Source organism: Streptomyces sp. NPDC047043 (genome assembly GCF_040644055.1).
GTDB lineage: Bacteria > Actinomycetota > Actinomycetes > Streptomycetales > Streptomycetaceae > Streptomyces.
In genome coordinates, this window is sequence record NZ_JBEYVO010000026.1 from 1 (window position 1) to 15552 (window position 15552).

Genomic DNA, 15552 nt, shown 5'->3' on the forward strand with positions numbered 1-15552 from the left:
GCCCCGGGGTTTGGGGTTTTATGTGTGTTTACAACCCCCCGCCACCCCGCCCCCCCCCGGGCCCCCCCCCCCGGGGGCGGGCCGGGCCCGGCCCGGTTCCGTCCGCGGCGCGCCACGCCCGCGGGCGCCGTTCGGCCCAAGCGGCGCGGGTTGCTGTCGTACTGGCGGCAGTACCTCGCGATCTCGCCGTTCTACCTGATCTTCGCCGCGTTCTCGTTCTTCCCCGTCTTCTACTCGCTGTATCTGGCCTTCCAGCGCTGGGACGGCATGGGCACCATGCAGTTCGTGGGCCTGCAGCAGTTCAGGTTCCTGTGGGACGACCCGGTCTTCTGGCTGTCGATCCGCAACACCCTGGTGATCTGGGTGCTGTCCACCGTGCCCACCCTGTTCGGCGCCCTGATGCTGGCGACGCTGCTGCACTCGGTACGCCGCTTCAAGGGCTTCTACCGCATCGCCCTCTACGTCCCGAACGTCACCTCCATCGTCGCCGTGGCGATCTTCTTCGGCGCGGTGTTCAGCAACAACTTCGGTCTGGTCAACGCGATCCTGGGCATGGTCGGCATCTCGCCGGTTCCGTGGCTGAGCAACCCGTGGCTGATCAAACTGGTCATCGCGCTGCTGATGACCTGGCAGTGGACCGGCTACAACATGATCATCTATCTGGCCGGGCTGCAGGCGATCCCGAACTCGATCTACGAGGCGGCGAAGATGGACGGCGCGGGACCCGTCCGCACGTTCTTCCAGATCACGATCCCGATCATGCGGCCGATCATCCTGTTCACCGTCATCATCTCGACCATCAACGGTCTGCAGAGCTTCAGCGAGCCCCAGATCCTGTTCGGCAGCAACGCCGCCAACGCGAACCTCGGCGGCCCCGGCCAGGCGGGTCTGACCACATTGCTGTACTTCTACCAGTCGGCCTTCCTCAACAACGACTACGGCTACGGCGCGGCCATCGTGTGGGCCTTCTTCGTACTGATCATCGTCCTCGTCGCCGTCAACTGGCGCATCACCACACGAGGGAGGAAGGCATGACGGCAGCGGACACCGCGCGGCCGGCCACGGGCAGCAGGCGGCTGCGCCGCCCCAGGGGCCTGACGGCGCACATCATCCTGGTCGTGGCCGTCCTGATCTCGGTCTTCCCCTTTGCGTGGACGATCGTCATGGCGACCAACACCACCCAGGACATCTACAAGAGCCCGCCGAAGTTCACCTTCGGCTCCCATCTGCTGGAGAACATCCGGCATGTGCTGAACACCATCGACTTCTTCGGGTCGATGCTCAACACGGTGATGGTCGCGACCGTCACCACCGTCCTGGTGCTGTTCGTCGACTCCCTGGCCGCCTTCACCTTCGCCAAGTTCGACTTCCCCGGGCGCAAGCTGCTCTTCGGCACGCTGCTGCTGTTCATGATGCTGCCGCTGCAGCTGGCGATCCTGCCGCAGTTCATCCTCATGTCGAAGATCGGCTGGGTCGGCATGCTCAAAGCCCTGGCGCTGCCCTCCCTGGCCAACGCCTTCGGCATCTTCTGGCTGCACCAGTACATACAGAACGGCGTCCCCGACGAACTCCTCGACGCCGCGCGCATCGACGGCGCCGGGTTCTTCCGTCAGTACTGGAACATCGCACTGCCGATGATCAGGCCCGCGCTGTCGTTCCTCGCCATCTACGCCTTCGTCAACTGCTGGAACGACTACATCTGGCCGCTGGTGGTGCTGACCGACCCCGGCCATGTGACGCTCCAGGTGGAGCTCGCCCAGCTCAACGTCGGCCACACCACCGACTACAGCATGGTCATGGCCGGTGTACTGATGGCGGCGCTTCCACTGGTCATCGTGTTCAGCATCTTCGCCCGCGGGTTCATCGCGGGTGCCACCGAAGGAGCGGTGCAGGGCAGCTGAAGCGAAGTCGCGAAAGAGGGGTGGGCGGTGACGTACTACATCGGCGAGGAGCAGCCCGGACGCGGCAAGGTGCTCGTGGTGGGCATGGACGGGTTGCGCTTCGACCGGCTGACCCGTTCACCGTCCACCGCACCCGTGCTGCACGGCCTGATGGCCGCGGGCGCCTTCGGCACCAGCCTGCTGCCCTACGGCGAGGTCGACGGCCAGACCGGGAACGGGCCGTCGACCAGCATGGCCTACACCGACTCCGGCCCCGGCTGGTCGAGCATCCTGACCGGGGTCTGGCCCGACCGGCACGGGGTGACCGGCAACGACTTCGCCGGCGCCGACTACGCCCGCTACCCCGACTTCCTCAGCCGCGCCGCCGGCACGCGCCCCGGTCTGCGCACCGCTGCCGCGGTGTCCTGGCCGGAACTGGTCCGGCGCGGCACCCTCGGCCGTGCCATCGGCCGGCGGGTGCGCTACAACGGCGAGTTCCGCGGCTACCGGACCGCGGACCGCAGCGTCGCCCGCACCGCCCTGCGCTGGCTCACGAAGCACGACCCGGACGTCGTCTTCGTGTACTTCGGCGCCACCGACGAGGCCGGCCACGCCACGGGCCCCCTCAGTCCGGCCTACGACGACGCCCTCCTCACCCAGGACGCCCATCTCGGGCGGCTGCTGGAGGCGATCGACTCCCGGCGCTCGAACCCCGCCCGTGCGGACGAGCGGTGGACCGTGCTGGTCACCACGGACCACGGGCATCTCGACACCGGCGGCCACGGAGGCGACTCGCGGGCGGAGCGAGAGGTCTTCGTCGTCCTCGCCGGGCCCGGCGTCCCCGGCGGCACCCTGCTGGACACGCCCCGCCTCGTCGACATCGCCCCCACCGTCCTGGACCGTCTCGGCATCACCGTCGACCCCGCCTGGGGCCTTGCGGGCCGCGTCCTCATCGGCTCCGGCTCCCCCACACCACCAGCGACTTCGGAAGGGTCATGACCGACGCACTCCTCGCCCTGCGCCCCTGGGCGGCCCCCGAACTGACTTCCTTGGGGCGCCTGCCCATGAACGCCGTCGACCGGCGCTCCGGAGCCCTCTCCCTGGACGGCGACTGGCGTTTCCAGTTGCTGCCTGCTCCGGACGCGCCGGTCGGCGGTGCGTGGTCGTCGACGCACGTCCCCGGCGTCTGGACGCTGCAGGGCACGGACGACCTGCCGCAGTACACCAACGTCCGCATGCCGTTCCCCGAGTTCCCGCCCGGCTCCCCCGACGCCAATCCGACGGGCGTCTACGAGCGCGAGGTGGACGTCCCCGCCGACTGGGCCGGACGCCGGATCGTGCTGCAGGTCGGGGCCGCCGAGAGCGTGCTCCTCGTGCACGTGGACGGGCGACCCGTCGGCATCTCCAAGGACTCCCATCTGGCCGCCGAGTTCGACCTCACGGACGTGGTGCGTCCCGGCGAGCGGTCGGTCGTACGCCTGACCGTCGTGAAGTGGTCGGACGCCTCGCACATCGAGGACCAGGACCAGTGGTGGCACGGCGGCATCACACGGTCGGTACTGCTGTACGCGACCGATGCCCTGCACCTCGCCGACGTGACCGTGCGGGCGCGGCAGGACGGGGAGCTGCGCATCGACTGCCAGGTGCGGGACGCGCGCGGTGCGCTGCCCGACGGCTGGTACGTCAGCGGCGAACTGGAGGGGCAACTCCTCACGCAGGACCGGGAGTTCGACCGGGCCAACGCCGAGGACGACCGTGTCTCCGACTTCCTCGGCGAGGCCCGCATCCACGCCGCCGTCCCCGAGGTGCGCACCTGGAACGCCGAGACGCCCGAGCTGTACGACCTGACCGTGCGCCTGCACCGTCCCGACGGAACCCTCGCCGACACCTCGCGGCACCGCGTCGGCTTCCGCGACGTCGCGATCGTCGGCCGCGATCTGCTGGTCAACGGCGAGCGGGTGTTCATCCGCGGCGTCAACCGGCACGACTTCCACCCGCTGACCGGCCGCACGGTGTCGTACGACGACATGCGCGCGGACCTGGTCCTGCTCAAGCGCTTCGGCTTCAACGCGATCCGCACCTCCCACTACCCGGGCGACCCGACGCTGTACGACCTCGCGGACGAGCTCGGCCTCTACGTCGTCGACGAGGCGGACATCGAGTCGCACGACCACGCGCACGAGATCGCCGACGACCCGCGCTATCTCAACGCCTTCGTGGACCGCGTCTCGCGCATGGTCCTGCGCGACAAGAACCACCCGTCGATCATCATCTGGTCGCTGGGCAACGAGTCGGACTACGGCGCCAACCACGACGCGGCGGCGGGCTGGGTGCGGCGGCACGACCCGACGCGGCCGATCCAGTACGAGGGTGCCGCGAAGCTCGACTGGGCGGCGACCGACGACGTCTCCGACATCGCCTGCCCCATGTACGCGCCGCTGGAGGACTGCGTCGCGCACGCCCTGTCGGGCGAGCAGACCAGGCCCCTGATCCAGTGCGAGTACTCGCACGCGATGGGCAACAGCAACGGCACGCTCGCCGACCATTGGGCGGCCATCGAGTCCACGCCAGGTCTTCAGGGCGGGTTCATCTGGGAGTTCTGGGACCACGGAATTCTGCAACGCGTGAGCGACGGAAGACCGGTCGGGCGCGCGGGCGCCGGGCTGTATGACAACGGTGTCGCCGTGCCCGGCCACCGCTGGGCGTACGGCGGCGACTTCGGCGAGACCATCCACGACGGCGCGTTCATCGCCGACGGGGTGGTCTTCCCCGACCGCACCCCGAAGCCGGCGCTGTACGAGCACCGGGAGATCGCGGCGCCGGTGCGCATCGAGTGCTTCAGGCACGAGGGCATCGTGCTCGGCAACCACCAGCACTTCCGGGGCCTGAACTGGCTGGCCGGCGAGTGGCAGCTGTCGCTGGCCGACGGCCGCACGCTGACCGCGCCCGCCGAACTGCCCGATCTGCGGCCCGGCGAGACGGCGGCCGTGCCGCTGCCCCTCGAGGTGCCGCGCGACGGCGGCGAGGCCTGGCTGACGCTGCGGGTGACGACGGCCGAGGACCAGTCGTGGGCGCCGCGCGGCACCGAGGTGTGCGCACCGCAGGTCCGGCTGCGCGGGCCGTCCGTGTCCTGGGACGTCCCGGCGGACGGTGCAGTGGAGCTCGACGACGAGGGCCTCCTGGTCCACCCCCTGCTGACCGCCGCCCCCACGCTGTCCCTGTGGCGGGCGCCCACCGACAACGACGAACTCGGCGGCATGGCCGTGCGCTGGCGCACCTGGGGACTCGACTCGCTGGTCCGCAAGGCCGTGTCGGTACGGCAGGACGGAACCCGGGTGACCGTCGACGCCGAATACGCCGGCACGGTCGGCGTCGTACGCCACCGCCAGGTGTTCACGCCGGTCGAGGGCGGCATCCTGATCGACGAAGAGGCCGAGCTGCCCGACGAGTTCGACGACGTGGCGCGGGTCGGCACGCTCTTCGAGACGGACGCCGGGCTGGACCTGCTGGAGTGGTTCGGTCAGGGCCCCTGGGAGTCGTACCCCGACCGCAGCGCGGGCGCACCGGTCGGGCATCACGCCCTGCCCGTCGACGAGTTGTTCACCCCCTACCTGCGTCCGCAGGAGAGCGGCGGCCGGCACGGCGTACGGCACTTCACTCTGTCGGCGCCGGACGCCACCGGTCTCGCGGTCGCGCTGGACGAACCGCGCCAGGTCTCGGTCACCCGTCATCGTGCGGAGGATCTGACGGCCGTCTCGCACCACGACGAGCTGGTGCCGCGCTCCGGGTGCGTGGTGCACATCGACGCGGCGCACCGAGGTCTGGGCACGGCGTCGTGCGGGCCCGACACCTTTCCCGAGTACCGGATCGCACCGGGTGTCCATCGCTGGAGCTGGACCCTGCGCGTTCTGTAGAACCCCCCGCCTTCCTGTCGTATGTCACATGTGACATGTCACATCTCACGGAGCACACGTGTGCACTTCGCATGACCACAACCAGGGCGAGGCCGCGCAGGCCGGTGCCGGAAGACGCAGTTTCCTGCGTGCGACGGCGCTGCTCGGCGCCGCCGCCACGACCGCCGCCGCGGCCGGGGTGGCACTGCCGGCCGTAGCCGAAGCGGCCGAGAGGAGCGGCTGGCGGCCCGACTCCGAGAGCCGTCGCTTCACGCTCGCGGTGATGCCCGACACCCAGTACCTCTTCGACGGGCCGAGCATCGACAAGGCGCCGGTCGAGGCGTCCCTGCGCTATCTGCTGGAGCACGGCAAGGACGAGAACATCGTCTTCCTGTCCCACCTGGGCGACCTCACGCAGAACGGTGCCGAGGACGAATTCGCCGCGATCAGCGAGGCGTTCGGGCTGCTGGATCGCAAGGGCGTGGGCTACAGCGTCCTGGCCGGCAACCACGACGTGAAGTCGTCGACGGACGACCAACGCGGCTCGACGCCGTACCTCGACGCCTTCGGCCCCCAGCGGTTCAAGGGCAAGTCGACCTTCGGCGGCGCCTCTTCGGACGGCTACAACACCTACCACCTCTTCAAGGCGGCCGGCCGCGAGTGGCTGGTGCTGGCGCTGGACTGGCGGCTGTCGGCGAAGGGGTACGCCTGGGCGAAGGACGTCCTCGCACAGCACCCGAAGACGCCCGTCATCCTCACCACGCACGAACTGGTCCTCGGGGACGACCAGTTGTCGACCTACGGCGGGCAGCTGTGGGACCAGCTGGTCGAGGACCACGACCAGATCTTCCTCACCCTGAACGGCCACTACTGGCCCGCGGGCCGCGCGACCCGCAAGAACGCGGCCGGAAACGAGGTGCACCTGCATCTCACCAACTACCAGAACCGCTACTTCGGCGGTGCGGCGATGATCCGCCTCTACCGCTTCGACCTGGACCGGGGCGTCATCGACGTGGAGACGATCTCCCCGTGGATCCTCGGCCGGGCCGCCAAGGGCATCAACGAACTGGAGCGGCAGGAGATCGAACTCAGCGGCGACGCGGACCGCTTCTCGGTGGAGATCGACTTCGAGCAGCGTTTCGCCGGCTTCGCCCCGGTCCCCGCGCGTCCGGCCCGCCCGGCGTCCAAGGTCGTCATCCCCGGCACGGTCGCCTACTGGCGCTTCGACAACCACGAGGGCGCCGGTACTGCGGTCGGCGGCACCGTCCGTGACCTGTCCGGGCGCGGCAACGACCTCACCCTGGTCACGGTGGGCGGCGGCGCCCTGAACTGGTCGTCCGACCACCACCCCGACCAACCCGGCCACGGCAGCCTGGAGTTCCAGGGCTACAAGTCGCCGCTGAAGGGCGCGTACCTGAAGACGGTCGACGGGGCGCCGCTCAACTCGGCGACGTTCAGGAGCGGTTACACCATCGAGGCGTTCTACCGCCTCCCCGCCGACTGGGACCCCGACCACAACGCCTGGTCCGGCATTGTCAGCCGCACCGGCACGGGCGGCGCGGCGGGCAAGACCGCCGACGACCCCGACGAGCCGCTCGCCACCCTGTCGCTGTCCAACGACCGCGAGCCGCAGTGGGCGGTGCGCCCGCTCAACCAGGAGGGCATCGCCACCAACTGGGGCCAGGAGACCCCGCTGGAGACCTGGTGGCACCTGGCGGTCGTCAACGACGGCACGCACACCACGCTGTACGTCGAGGGCTGCCCCGTCGTCCGCAATCCCAAGGCCGCCGCGATCGGGCTCGCCTCGGTGGGGCTGCCGTGGCTGCTCGGCGGCTACGAGTACGCGGGCAAGATCGACCAGATCCTGCACGGCCGCCTCGGCGACGTCCGGATCGTCTCGCGGGCGCTGCCCGTCACCTCCTTCATGAACCACTGACGCCCTCGAAGAGGACCTTTAAAGATCATGACCGAGCAGCAGCTGCCCGCCTGGGCCGATCCGTCCGTCTCCCCCGCCGCCCTCGACGCGCAGGGCGTGTCGAGACGCCAACTGATGCGTCGGGCGGGCCTGTTCGGCGCCGCCTTCGCCCTCGGGTCGGCGGCCACGCCCGCGCTCGCCGCCACCCCGGACCGGGGCTTCGGCGGTGACGACCCGCGCCTCGCCTATCTCGTCGGCGACCACCACGTGCACTCCGTCTACAGCCACGACGCCAAGTACACGTTCAGCCAGCAGGCGCAGGCCGCCGCCAAGTACGGCCTGGACTGGATGGTGTTCAACGAGCACTCCAACTTCGGGCACGCCCACTACGGCGCCGCGCTGGAGCACAAGGAGATCCTCAAGGCCCGCGCCGAGAACCCGCGCCAGCTGATCTTCCAGGGCCTGGAGTGGTACATCCCGGCCGCCGAGCACTGCACGATCTTCGCCGCGCCGGGACCGGGCGAGACCGACCTGCTGACCCGGTTCGAGCTCGCCTACGACGGCAAACTGCTCGGCTACACCGACGGCTCGGCGACGGGCACGGACACCGCCCGTAACGAGGCCCACGCCGTCAAGGCGATCAAGTGGCTGGCCGAGCAGCGCCGTTCGGGCTACGTCGACGACGTCCTCGTCCTCGCCAACCACCCGCTGCGCCTCGGCATCGACTCCCCGCACGAGATGCGCAACTGGCGGGACGCGGCCCCCGAGATCATGATCGGCATGGAGGGCGCACCCGGCGCGCAGGGCGCGGCGATCCCCGGCTGGCGCAGCTCCACCTCCATCCGCGGCGAGTACGAGAACAAGCCGTCCGCCCAGTCGTACGCGGGCTACCCGGCCGACGCGTACCTCACCTACGGCGGCTTCGACTGGGCGACCGCGACCGTCGGCGGGCTGTGGGACTCGATGCTCGCCGAGGGCCGGCTGTTCACGATCACCACCAACTCCGACAACCACCGCACGGTCTTCGACACCTGGAAGAACGGCGACTGGCCGGCCGGGCAGAACTTCGACAACACCGGCAAGCTGCCCGACCCGGTGAACACCGACACCCCGCAGCCCGGCAGCGACTTCTGGCCCGGCGAGTTCAGCCGCACCCACGTCGGCGTGACCCGCTACGGCTACCGCGCGGTGATGGCGGGCCTGCGCGCGGGCCGGGTCTGGCTCGACCACGGGCATCTGCTCGACGGGCTCGACGTCCGGCTGAAGCGGGACTGCGACGCCGGCCGGGGTGTCACGCTGGGCGGCCGACTGCGCGTCCGCAAGGGCGAGAAGATCACGCTCCACGTCACCGTCACGACCGCTTCCCGGGCCAACCCGCAGGGAATCCTCCCCGAGTTGGCGCACGTCGACGTGATCCGGGGCGCGGTGCGCGGTCCGGTCACCGACCGCGACACGTGGAAGGCGCCGGACACCAGGGTCGTACAGACGAAGGACGTGTCCGGCCGGAAGGGGACGTACACCCTGCGCATCCCGCTGACCGCCGGGGACGAGTCCTTCTACGTCCGGCTCCGCGGCAGCGACGGCAAGCGTCATGGCACGGGCTATCTGGGCGCCTCGATCGACCCGAACGGGCCGATTCCGCACGAGCCCGGAAACGGTGACCCGTGGGCGGATACGTGGTTCTATTCGAACCCCGTATTCGTCGACGTGGCAGGTGCCTGATGAAGCGTCATCTCGTCCTTCTGGCCTCGTTATTCGGTGCTCTGACCCTCGGCGCTTCCAGCGCCTTCGCGTCCGGCGAACCGCACTGGGTGCAGACCGGTACGTCGTACACGGACACGCTGGGCGGCGGACAGGGGCTGGCGAGCCGTGCGAACGGCTCGCTCCTCCACCGCGGCCTCGCCGACATCCCGCTGGACCTGAGAATCAAGGGCTGGAACCACGTCGGTGACCCGGACATCGCGCGTGGCTACACCTTCGACGCCTACCAGGGCGCCGACACGGCCACGTCGAAGATGTTCGCGGTCACCACACCGGCCGGGAAGCGCTACGACTACGTCCACCGGCTCAATCCGGGCGAGAAGGTCAACAACTCCTTCGCGACCGTCTCGCCCGACGCGCAGTGGCTGGTGTCGGGCGAGTGGGGCGACCAGAACAGACTCCAGGTCTTTCCCGCCCCGCTCCTCAACCCGTCCACCCCGCCCAAGGGCGGTGATCTCAAGGAGGCCTGGCAGATCACCCTGGACAAGCCGGTGCGCAACATCCAGGGCTGCGACTTCGTGACGGACACCCGGCTGGTGTGTGCCTCGGACGACGCCTCGGGTCAGCTGTTCCCGTTCAGCCGACCGCTGCTCCAGGTCGACCTTCCGCACAGGCTGGACGGGCAGCCGGTCACCGGCTCGGTGAAGGCCCTGTTCGGACTGCCACAGCGCAGTCTGTGCACGGACGGCACCTTCGAGGCGGAGGGAGTCGACTACGACGTCAACAGCGGCACCCTGCGGGCGGAGGTCATCCCGCCGGGCGCATGCGCGCTGGCGACGACCGTGTACGCGTACCGGCAAGTCACGGACTGATCGGACGTACGGTGGGCCGCATGACCGGTGAAGAGTCATTGCGGCCCCAGTCCCTGCTGCTGACGTTCCTGGGCGACCAGGTGCTCGGGCGGGACGTCTGCGTGTACTCGGGCAGCGTGATCGACGTCTTCGAGCGCCTCGGGGTGGGCGAGCAGGCGACCCGCTCGACGCTGACCCGCATGGTCAACCGCGGGCTGCTGCGCCGGCAGCGCGAGGGCCGCAAGATGTACTTCGGCCTGACCGAGCACTCGACGGCGGTGCTGCGCGACGGCGAGCACCGCATCTGGCACACCGGCGCCGTCAACCGGAACTGGGACGGCACCTGGACCCTGCTCGGCTTCTCCCTCCCGGAGTCCTGGCAGCGCCAGCGCCACGACCTGCGTTCCAAGCTCACCTGGAGCGGTTTCGGCCCGCTGTTCGGCGGCCTGTGGATCGCGCCGGGCGAGGTCGACGTCTCGGAGCTGGTGTCCGAGCTCGGCCTCGCCGCCCATGTGAAGGTCTTCCGCGCACGCGCCGACGCCGGCATGGACATCGGCGCGATGATCGAGGAGACCTGGGAGCTGACCGAACTCGCCGCGGGCTACAAGGAGTTCCTACGGCGCTGGCAGCCGTGGGAGTCGCAGCTGCCGGACCCGGACGAGGCGCTCGCGCTGCGGCTGCGCCTGCAGATGGAGTGGCTACGGGTCATCCGCCGCGACCCGCGGCTGCCGGTGAAGCACCTGCCGGACGACTGGCCGGCCGAGCAGGCCGAGAAGACGTTCCGGACGGTGCACGACCGGCTCGCGCCGCTCGCGCAGGACGCCGCGAAACGCCTTCTCGACGTGCTGCCGGTCCGCGCCGATCAGGCGTAGAAGCGGGACAGGCTCTGCAGTACGGCGGCCGGCTTGGCACCGCCCTCGATCTCGATCGTGCCGTCGACGGTGATCTGCACGCCGCCCGGCACGTCCTCCACGTCCGCCAGCCTGCCGACCAGGCGGATCTTCGAGCCGACCTTCACCGGGGAGGGGAAACGGACCTTGTTCAGGCCGTAGTTGACCTTCGTGGTGACGCCCTGGACGTCCAGCAGCTCGGTGAACAGCGGGATGAACAGGGAGAGGGTGAGGTAGCCGTGGGCGATCGGGGCGCCGAAGGGGCCCTCGGCGGCCTTCTCCGGGTCCACGTGGATCCACTGGTGGTCGCCGGTGGCGTCGGCGAAGGTGTTGATGCGCTCCTGGGTGATCTCTATCCATTCGCTGGTGCCCAGGTCGCTGCCCGCGAGCTTCTTCAGTTCGTCGAGGCCGTTGACGGTGACGCTCATAAGTAGCCTGTTCCTTAAGGGAGTTGGTCAGTTCCCGTAGCGCTTGCGCACACGGGACTTGAGGAGCTTCCCGGAGGCGGTGCGCGGGAGTTCGTCCGCGAGCACCACCGACTTCGGGATCTTGTACTTGGCGAGGCGTCCGGCCAGCGAGGCCAGCACCTCGTCGGGGTCGAGGGAGGCGCCCTCGCGGGGGACGACGACCGCACGCGGCACCTCGCCCCACTTTTCGTCCGGTACGCCGATGACCGCGCACTCGACGATGTCCGGGAGGGAGAGGATCAGGTCCTCGATCTCGGCGGGGTAGATGTTCTCGCCCCCGGAGATGATCATGTCCTTGATGCGGTCGACGATGTGGACGTATCCGTCCTCGTCGACGCGGGCCGCGTCCCCGCTGCGGAACCAGCCGTTGGCGAAGGAGGCGGCCGTCTCCTCGGGCAGCCCCCAGTAGCCGGGCATGACGTGCGGTCCGCGGACCACGACCTCGCCGGTCTCGTCGACGTCGACCGGCGCGAAGTCCGGCCGTACGACGCGAACATCGCTGAAGAAGTGCGGCACGCCCGCCGAACCCGCCTTGCTGACCGCGTGTTCCGCGTCCAGGAACAGCGTGCCGGGGGACGCCTCCGTCATGCCGTAGCCCTGGAGGAAGGTGAGTCCGCGCTCCTGGTAGGCGGCGATGAGCGGTGTCGAGACGGGGGAGCCGCCGCAGGTCAGGATCCGTAGCGACGACAGGTCCGCGTCCGGCCAGCGCGGGTGCCGGACCACCTGCTCGAACATGGTCGGGACACCGAACATGAAGGTGATCCGGTGCTGCTCGATCAGGTCGAAGGTCGCGTTCGGCTCGAAGGCCTCGACCAGGACACACGTACCGCCCTTCAGCAGCACGGGCAGCGTCAGCATGTTCAGGCCCGCCGTGTGGAACAACGGGGCCGAGACCAGGGCGCGTTCGTCGGCGATCAGGTCGGTGTCGACCAGGACGTTGATCGCGTTCCAGGTGAGGTTGCCGTGCGTGAGCATCGCGCCCTTGGGGCGGCCGGTCGTCCCCGAGGTGTACATGATGATGCAGGTGTCGTCGGGGACGACCGGCTCGTCGATGGGGTCGGCCGCCGCGGAGGCCACCGCCTCCTCGTAGTCGGCGCCCACTTCGACGTACGCACGGACATCGGTGTTGCCCGGCAGACCGGCGACCAGACCCGCGTGCGAGGGGCCGTAGACGAGTGCCTTCGCGCCCGAGTCGGCGAGCTGGAAGGCGATCTCCGGGCCCGCGAGGCGGGTGTTGAGCGGTACGAAGACCGCGCCGAGCGTGCCCGCGGCGAACAGGGTCTCCAGGTAGGAGGGGTGGTTCGGACCGAGGTAGGCGATGCGGTCGCCGCGCCTTACGCCCCGGGCGCGCAGGGCGTGGGCGAGGCGGGTGGTGCGGTCGTACAGCTGCGCGTACGTGAGCGGGGTGCCGCCGTGGATCAGGGCGGTGCGGTGCGGGGTCTTGCGGGCCCGGCGTGCGGGCCACGACCCAAGTCCCTCATTGCGCATCTACGGCCCCTTATGGCTTGGTCAGCCCGAGCAGGCGGGCGGCGTTCTCCTTGAGGATCTTCGGCTTGACCTCGTCCTTGATCGACAGCTTCTCGAAGTCGGCGAGCCAGCGGTCGGGGGTGAGGACGGGGAAGTCGGAGCCGAAGAGGACCTTGTCCTTGAGCAGCGTGTTCGCGTACTGCACGAGCTGCGGCGGGAAGTACTTCGGCGACCAGCCGGACAGGTCGATGTGCACGCCCGGCTTGTGCGTGGCGACGGCGAGGGCCTCGTCCTGCCAGGGGAAGGACGGGTGCGCCAGGATGATCTTCAGGTGCGGGAAGTCGGCCGCCACGTCGTCCACGTGGAGGGGGTTCGAGTACTTCAGCCGGATCCCGCCACCGCCCGGGACGCCGGCGCCGATGCCCGTCTGGCCCGTGTGGAAGAGGGCGATGGTGCCCGTCTCCTCGATCACCTCGTAGAGGTCGTACGCCACCGAGCGGTCGTTGGGGAAGAAGCCCTGGATGCTGGGGTGGAACTTGAAGCCCCGCACCCCGTACTCCTCGACCAGGCGGCGGGCCTGCTTGACGCCGGCCTTACCGCGGAAGGGGTCGATGGAGGCGAAGGGGATCAGGACGTCGGAGTTGGCGGCCGCGGCCTCGGCGACCTCCTCGTTCGGGACGGGCGCGGTGCCGGTCGCGGACTCGGCGTCCACCGTGAAGATCACGGCGGCCATCTTCCGCTCGCGGTAGTAGGCGGCCGTCTCCTCCAGGGTCGGTTTCCGCTTGCCCTCGACCTTGAAGTAGGCGGAGGAGGCGTCGTGCAGGTCGTCGTCCAGGGAGGAGTGGCCCTTGGAGGACACCTCCGCGTGGGTGTGGACGTCGATCGCGACGAGTTCCTCGACGTTGAGGTTCGTCGTCATGGTCAGGCCTCCGGGAACTTCGGGGCGGGGATGCCGACGCTCTGCAGCTCGGCGCCGACCGAGGTGGACCAGACGTCGGCCAGGCTGTCGGGGGTCCAGCCGCCGTCCGCGTACGCCGTCTTGATCTCCTGCGGATGCGACCAGAGTGCCACCTTGTCGCCGCCGATGCCGATGGCCTGGCCGGTGATGCCGCGGGCGGCCTCGGAGGCGAGGAACGGGACGATGGCCGCGCAGTCCTCGGGGGTGCCGAAGCCCTCGCCCTTGCGCAGGAAGCCGGGGAAGGGCTGCCCGTTCTTCAGGGCCTCGACGTACGGCGCGAAGGCGGGGATCGTCTCGGTCATCGCGGTCGCGGCGACCGGCACGATCGCGTTGACCGTGATGTTCGCGCGGCCCAGCTCCATCGACCAGGTGCGGGCGAACGCGGCGATGCCGGCCTTGGCGGCGGCGTAGTTCGTCTGCCCGAAGTTGCCGCGCTGACCGGCCGGGGAGCCGACCAGGATCAGGGTGCCGCCCTCGCCCTGCTCACGCATGCGGACCGCGGCGGCGCGGGCGCAGGTGAAGGTGCCCTTGAGGTGGGTGGTGATCACCGCGTCGAAGTCGTCGTCGGTCATCTTCCACAGCACCTTGTCGCGCAGGATGCCGGCGTTGGTGACCAGGACGTCCAGCCGCCCGAACTCCTCGACGGCCCTGTTGACCAGCCGGTCCGCGGCCTCGGTCGTGCCGACCGGGACGACCTCGGCGACGGCCGTGCCGCCCGCCTCGGTGATGGACTTCACGGCCGCCTCGGCCACGGCCTCGTCGACGTCGTTGACGACCACGGACGCGCCGTGGGCGGCCAGGGCGTGCGCGTAGGCGAGGCCGAGGCCCCGGCCGCTGCCGGTGACGACGGCGACCTTGCCGGAGAGATCGATGCTGGGCACGGGTGGGTCCCTTCACGAGCTGATGCGGGTGGTGCGGCTTCGAGATCGAAGCTAAGAGCAATAATTGTTGACGTCAATAGTTGTTGATGACCTACGGGTGCGACATGCTGGAATCTGCACGAAGCACGTCGCCCTCCGGGACCGAGACCAGGGAGCCCGCCATCACCCGCCAGCACGCCACGAACGCAGCCCGGATCGACGCGGACGAGCCTTGGATGCGCGGGCTGCACGCCGACACGGGCTATCTCCTGTACCGCCTGGGCCTGCGCTCCGGGCAGCTGTTCAACACGTTCCTGCAGGAGTCGGGGCTGCGGTTGCGCCACTATGCGGTGCTGCGCTTCCTCGCCACCTCCGACGGCGCCCTGCAGCGCGAGCTGAGCACCCGGCTCGGCTACGACCCGAGCGCGATCGTCGGCCTGGTCGACGACCTGGAGAAGCTGGGCTTCGCGGAGCGCCGCCCCTCCCCCGACGACCGCCGCAGCCGCATCGTCGTGCTGAGCGAGGACGGCCGCGCCTTCCTGCGCGACACCGACGAGGCGGGCCTGCGGGTGACGAACGAACTCCTCGGCCCGTTGGACGCGGCCGAGCGCGAGACCCTGCACGCCCTGCTGCTGCGGATCGCGGAGGACGGGCTCGGCTGATGTGGGGA

At 69.8% G+C, this 15552-nt stretch carries 13 protein-coding genes; 9 read left to right on the forward strand and 4 right to left on the reverse strand.

The window, feature by feature from the left end; genetic code table 11:
* Positions 1 to 150: 150 nt before the first annotated feature.
* The 8 genes from ABZ880_RS34945 to ABZ880_RS34980 are packed head-to-tail and all read left to right on the forward strand — an operon-like array spanning position 151 to position 11112.
* Positions 151 to 1035 carry a sugar ABC transporter permease gene (locus ABZ880_RS34945; protein WP_361271350.1) on the forward strand — a complete coding sequence of 295 codons (885 nt, stop codon included), beginning with the start codon at positions 151 to 153 and terminating at the stop codon, positions 1033 to 1035.
* Positions 1032 to 1901, forward strand: coding sequence for a carbohydrate ABC transporter permease (locus tag ABZ880_RS34950; protein ID WP_361271353.1), 870 nt, complete (start codon positions 1032 to 1034; stop codon positions 1899 to 1901). The genes ABZ880_RS34945 and ABZ880_RS34950 overlap by 4 nt, the downstream gene beginning before the upstream one ends.
* A 27-nt stretch (positions 1902 to 1928) precedes the next feature.
* Entirely contained in the window at positions 1929 to 2879 is a 951-nt protein-coding gene (locus ABZ880_RS34955; protein ID WP_361271356.1) for an alkaline phosphatase family protein, read from the forward strand.
* The gene (locus tag ABZ880_RS34960) at positions 2876 to 5794 is read left to right on the forward strand and encodes a glycoside hydrolase family 2 TIM barrel-domain containing protein (protein ID WP_361271359.1); all 2919 of its coding nucleotides are present in this window, start codon (positions 2876 to 2878) and stop codon (positions 5792 to 5794) included. Before ABZ880_RS34955 ends, ABZ880_RS34960 begins: the two co-directional genes overlap by 4 nt.
* Positions 5795 to 5852: 58 nt before the next feature.
* The gene (locus tag ABZ880_RS34965; RefSeq protein WP_361271362.1) at positions 5853 to 7709 is read left to right on the forward strand and encodes a LamG-like jellyroll fold domain-containing protein; all 1857 of its coding nucleotides are present in this window, start codon (positions 5853 to 5855) and stop codon (positions 7707 to 7709) included.
* A 27-nt stretch (positions 7710 to 7736) separates the two neighbouring features.
* Positions 7737 to 9410, forward strand: a complete 1674-nt coding sequence (locus tag ABZ880_RS34970; protein ID WP_361271365.1) for a PHP domain-containing protein — start codon at positions 7737 to 7739, stop codon at positions 9408 to 9410.
* A complete protein-coding gene (locus ABZ880_RS34975) occupies positions 9410 to 10261 on the forward strand; it encodes a hypothetical protein (protein ID WP_361271368.1) in 852 nt (283 codons plus the stop codon). The genes ABZ880_RS34970 and ABZ880_RS34975 overlap by 1 nt, the downstream gene beginning before the upstream one ends.
* A gap of 20 nt (positions 10262 to 10281) precedes the next feature.
* Positions 10282 to 11112, forward strand: a complete 831-nt coding sequence (locus ABZ880_RS34980) for a PaaX family transcriptional regulator C-terminal domain-containing protein (protein WP_361271371.1) — start codon at positions 10282 to 10284, stop codon at positions 11110 to 11112.
* On the opposite strand, the gene ABZ880_RS34985 is transcribed toward ABZ880_RS34980, so the two are convergent.
* Genes ABZ880_RS34985 through ABZ880_RS35000 form a run of 4 tightly spaced genes read right to left on the reverse strand, consistent with a single transcriptional unit; the run spans position 11103 to position 14903 of the window.
* The gene (locus tag ABZ880_RS34985; protein WP_361271373.1) at positions 11103 to 11558 is read right to left on the reverse strand and encodes a MaoC family dehydratase; all 456 of its coding nucleotides are present in this window, start codon (positions 11556 to 11558) and stop codon (positions 11103 to 11105) included. The two genes, ABZ880_RS34980 and ABZ880_RS34985, sit on opposite strands and share 10 nt — an antisense overlap.
* A 27-nt stretch (positions 11559 to 11585) precedes the next feature.
* Positions 11586 to 13085, reverse strand: a complete 1500-nt coding sequence (menE, locus tag ABZ880_RS34990) for an o-succinylbenzoate--CoA ligase (protein WP_361271376.1) — start codon at positions 13083 to 13085, stop codon at positions 11586 to 11588.
* 10 nt (positions 13086 to 13095) lie between these two features.
* Positions 13096 to 13983: an amidohydrolase family protein gene (locus tag ABZ880_RS34995; RefSeq protein ID WP_361271379.1), complete on the reverse strand. Its 888-nt coding sequence runs from the start codon at positions 13981 to 13983 to the stop codon at positions 13096 to 13098.
* Positions 13984 to 13985: 2 nt separating this feature from the next.
* Complete coding sequence (locus tag ABZ880_RS35000; RefSeq protein WP_361271382.1) at positions 13986 to 14903, reverse strand: SDR family oxidoreductase; 918 nt, start codon at positions 14901 to 14903, stop codon at positions 13986 to 13988.
* Between the two features lie 104 nt (positions 14904 to 15007).
* On the opposite strand from ABZ880_RS35000, the gene ABZ880_RS35005 reads away from it, so the two are divergent.
* Entirely contained in the window at positions 15008 to 15544 is a 537-nt protein-coding gene (locus ABZ880_RS35005) for a MarR family transcriptional regulator (RefSeq protein ID WP_361271386.1), read from the forward strand.
* Positions 15545 to 15552: the final 8 nt, after the last annotated feature.

Excerpts from the sequence above, each read along its gene's own strand:
- ABZ880_RS34950 (WP_361271353.1), top strand. The coding sequence starts at position 1,032 with ATGACGGCAGCGGACACCGCGCGGCCGGCCACGGGCAGCAGGCGGCTG.
- ABZ880_RS34960 (WP_361271359.1), top strand. The coding sequence starts at position 2,876 with ATGACCGACGCACTCCTCGCCCTGCGCCCCTGGGCGGCCCCCGAACTG.
- ABZ880_RS34970 (WP_361271365.1), top strand. The coding sequence starts at position 7,737 with ATGACCGAGCAGCAGCTGCCCGCCTGGGCCGATCCGTCCGTCTCCCCC.
- ABZ880_RS34975 (WP_361271368.1), top strand. The coding sequence starts at position 9,410 with ATGAAGCGTCATCTCGTCCTTCTGGCCTCGTTATTCGGTGCTCTGACC.
- ABZ880_RS34980 (WP_361271371.1), top strand. The coding sequence starts at position 10,282 with ATGACCGGTGAAGAGTCATTGCGGCCCCAGTCCCTGCTGCTGACGTTC.
- ABZ880_RS34985 (WP_361271373.1), bottom strand. The coding sequence starts at position 11,558 with ATGAGCGTCACCGTCAACGGCCTCGACGAACTGAAGAAGCTCGCGGGC.
- menE (WP_361271376.1), bottom strand. The coding sequence starts at position 13,085 with ATGCGCAATGAGGGACTTGGGTCGTGGCCCGCACGCCGGGCCCGCAAG.
- ABZ880_RS34995 (WP_361271379.1), bottom strand. The coding sequence starts at position 13,983 with ATGACGACGAACCTCAACGTCGAGGAACTCGTCGCGATCGACGTCCAC.
- ABZ880_RS35005 (WP_361271386.1), top strand. The coding sequence starts at position 15,008 with ATGCTGGAATCTGCACGAAGCACGTCGCCCTCCGGGACCGAGACCAGG.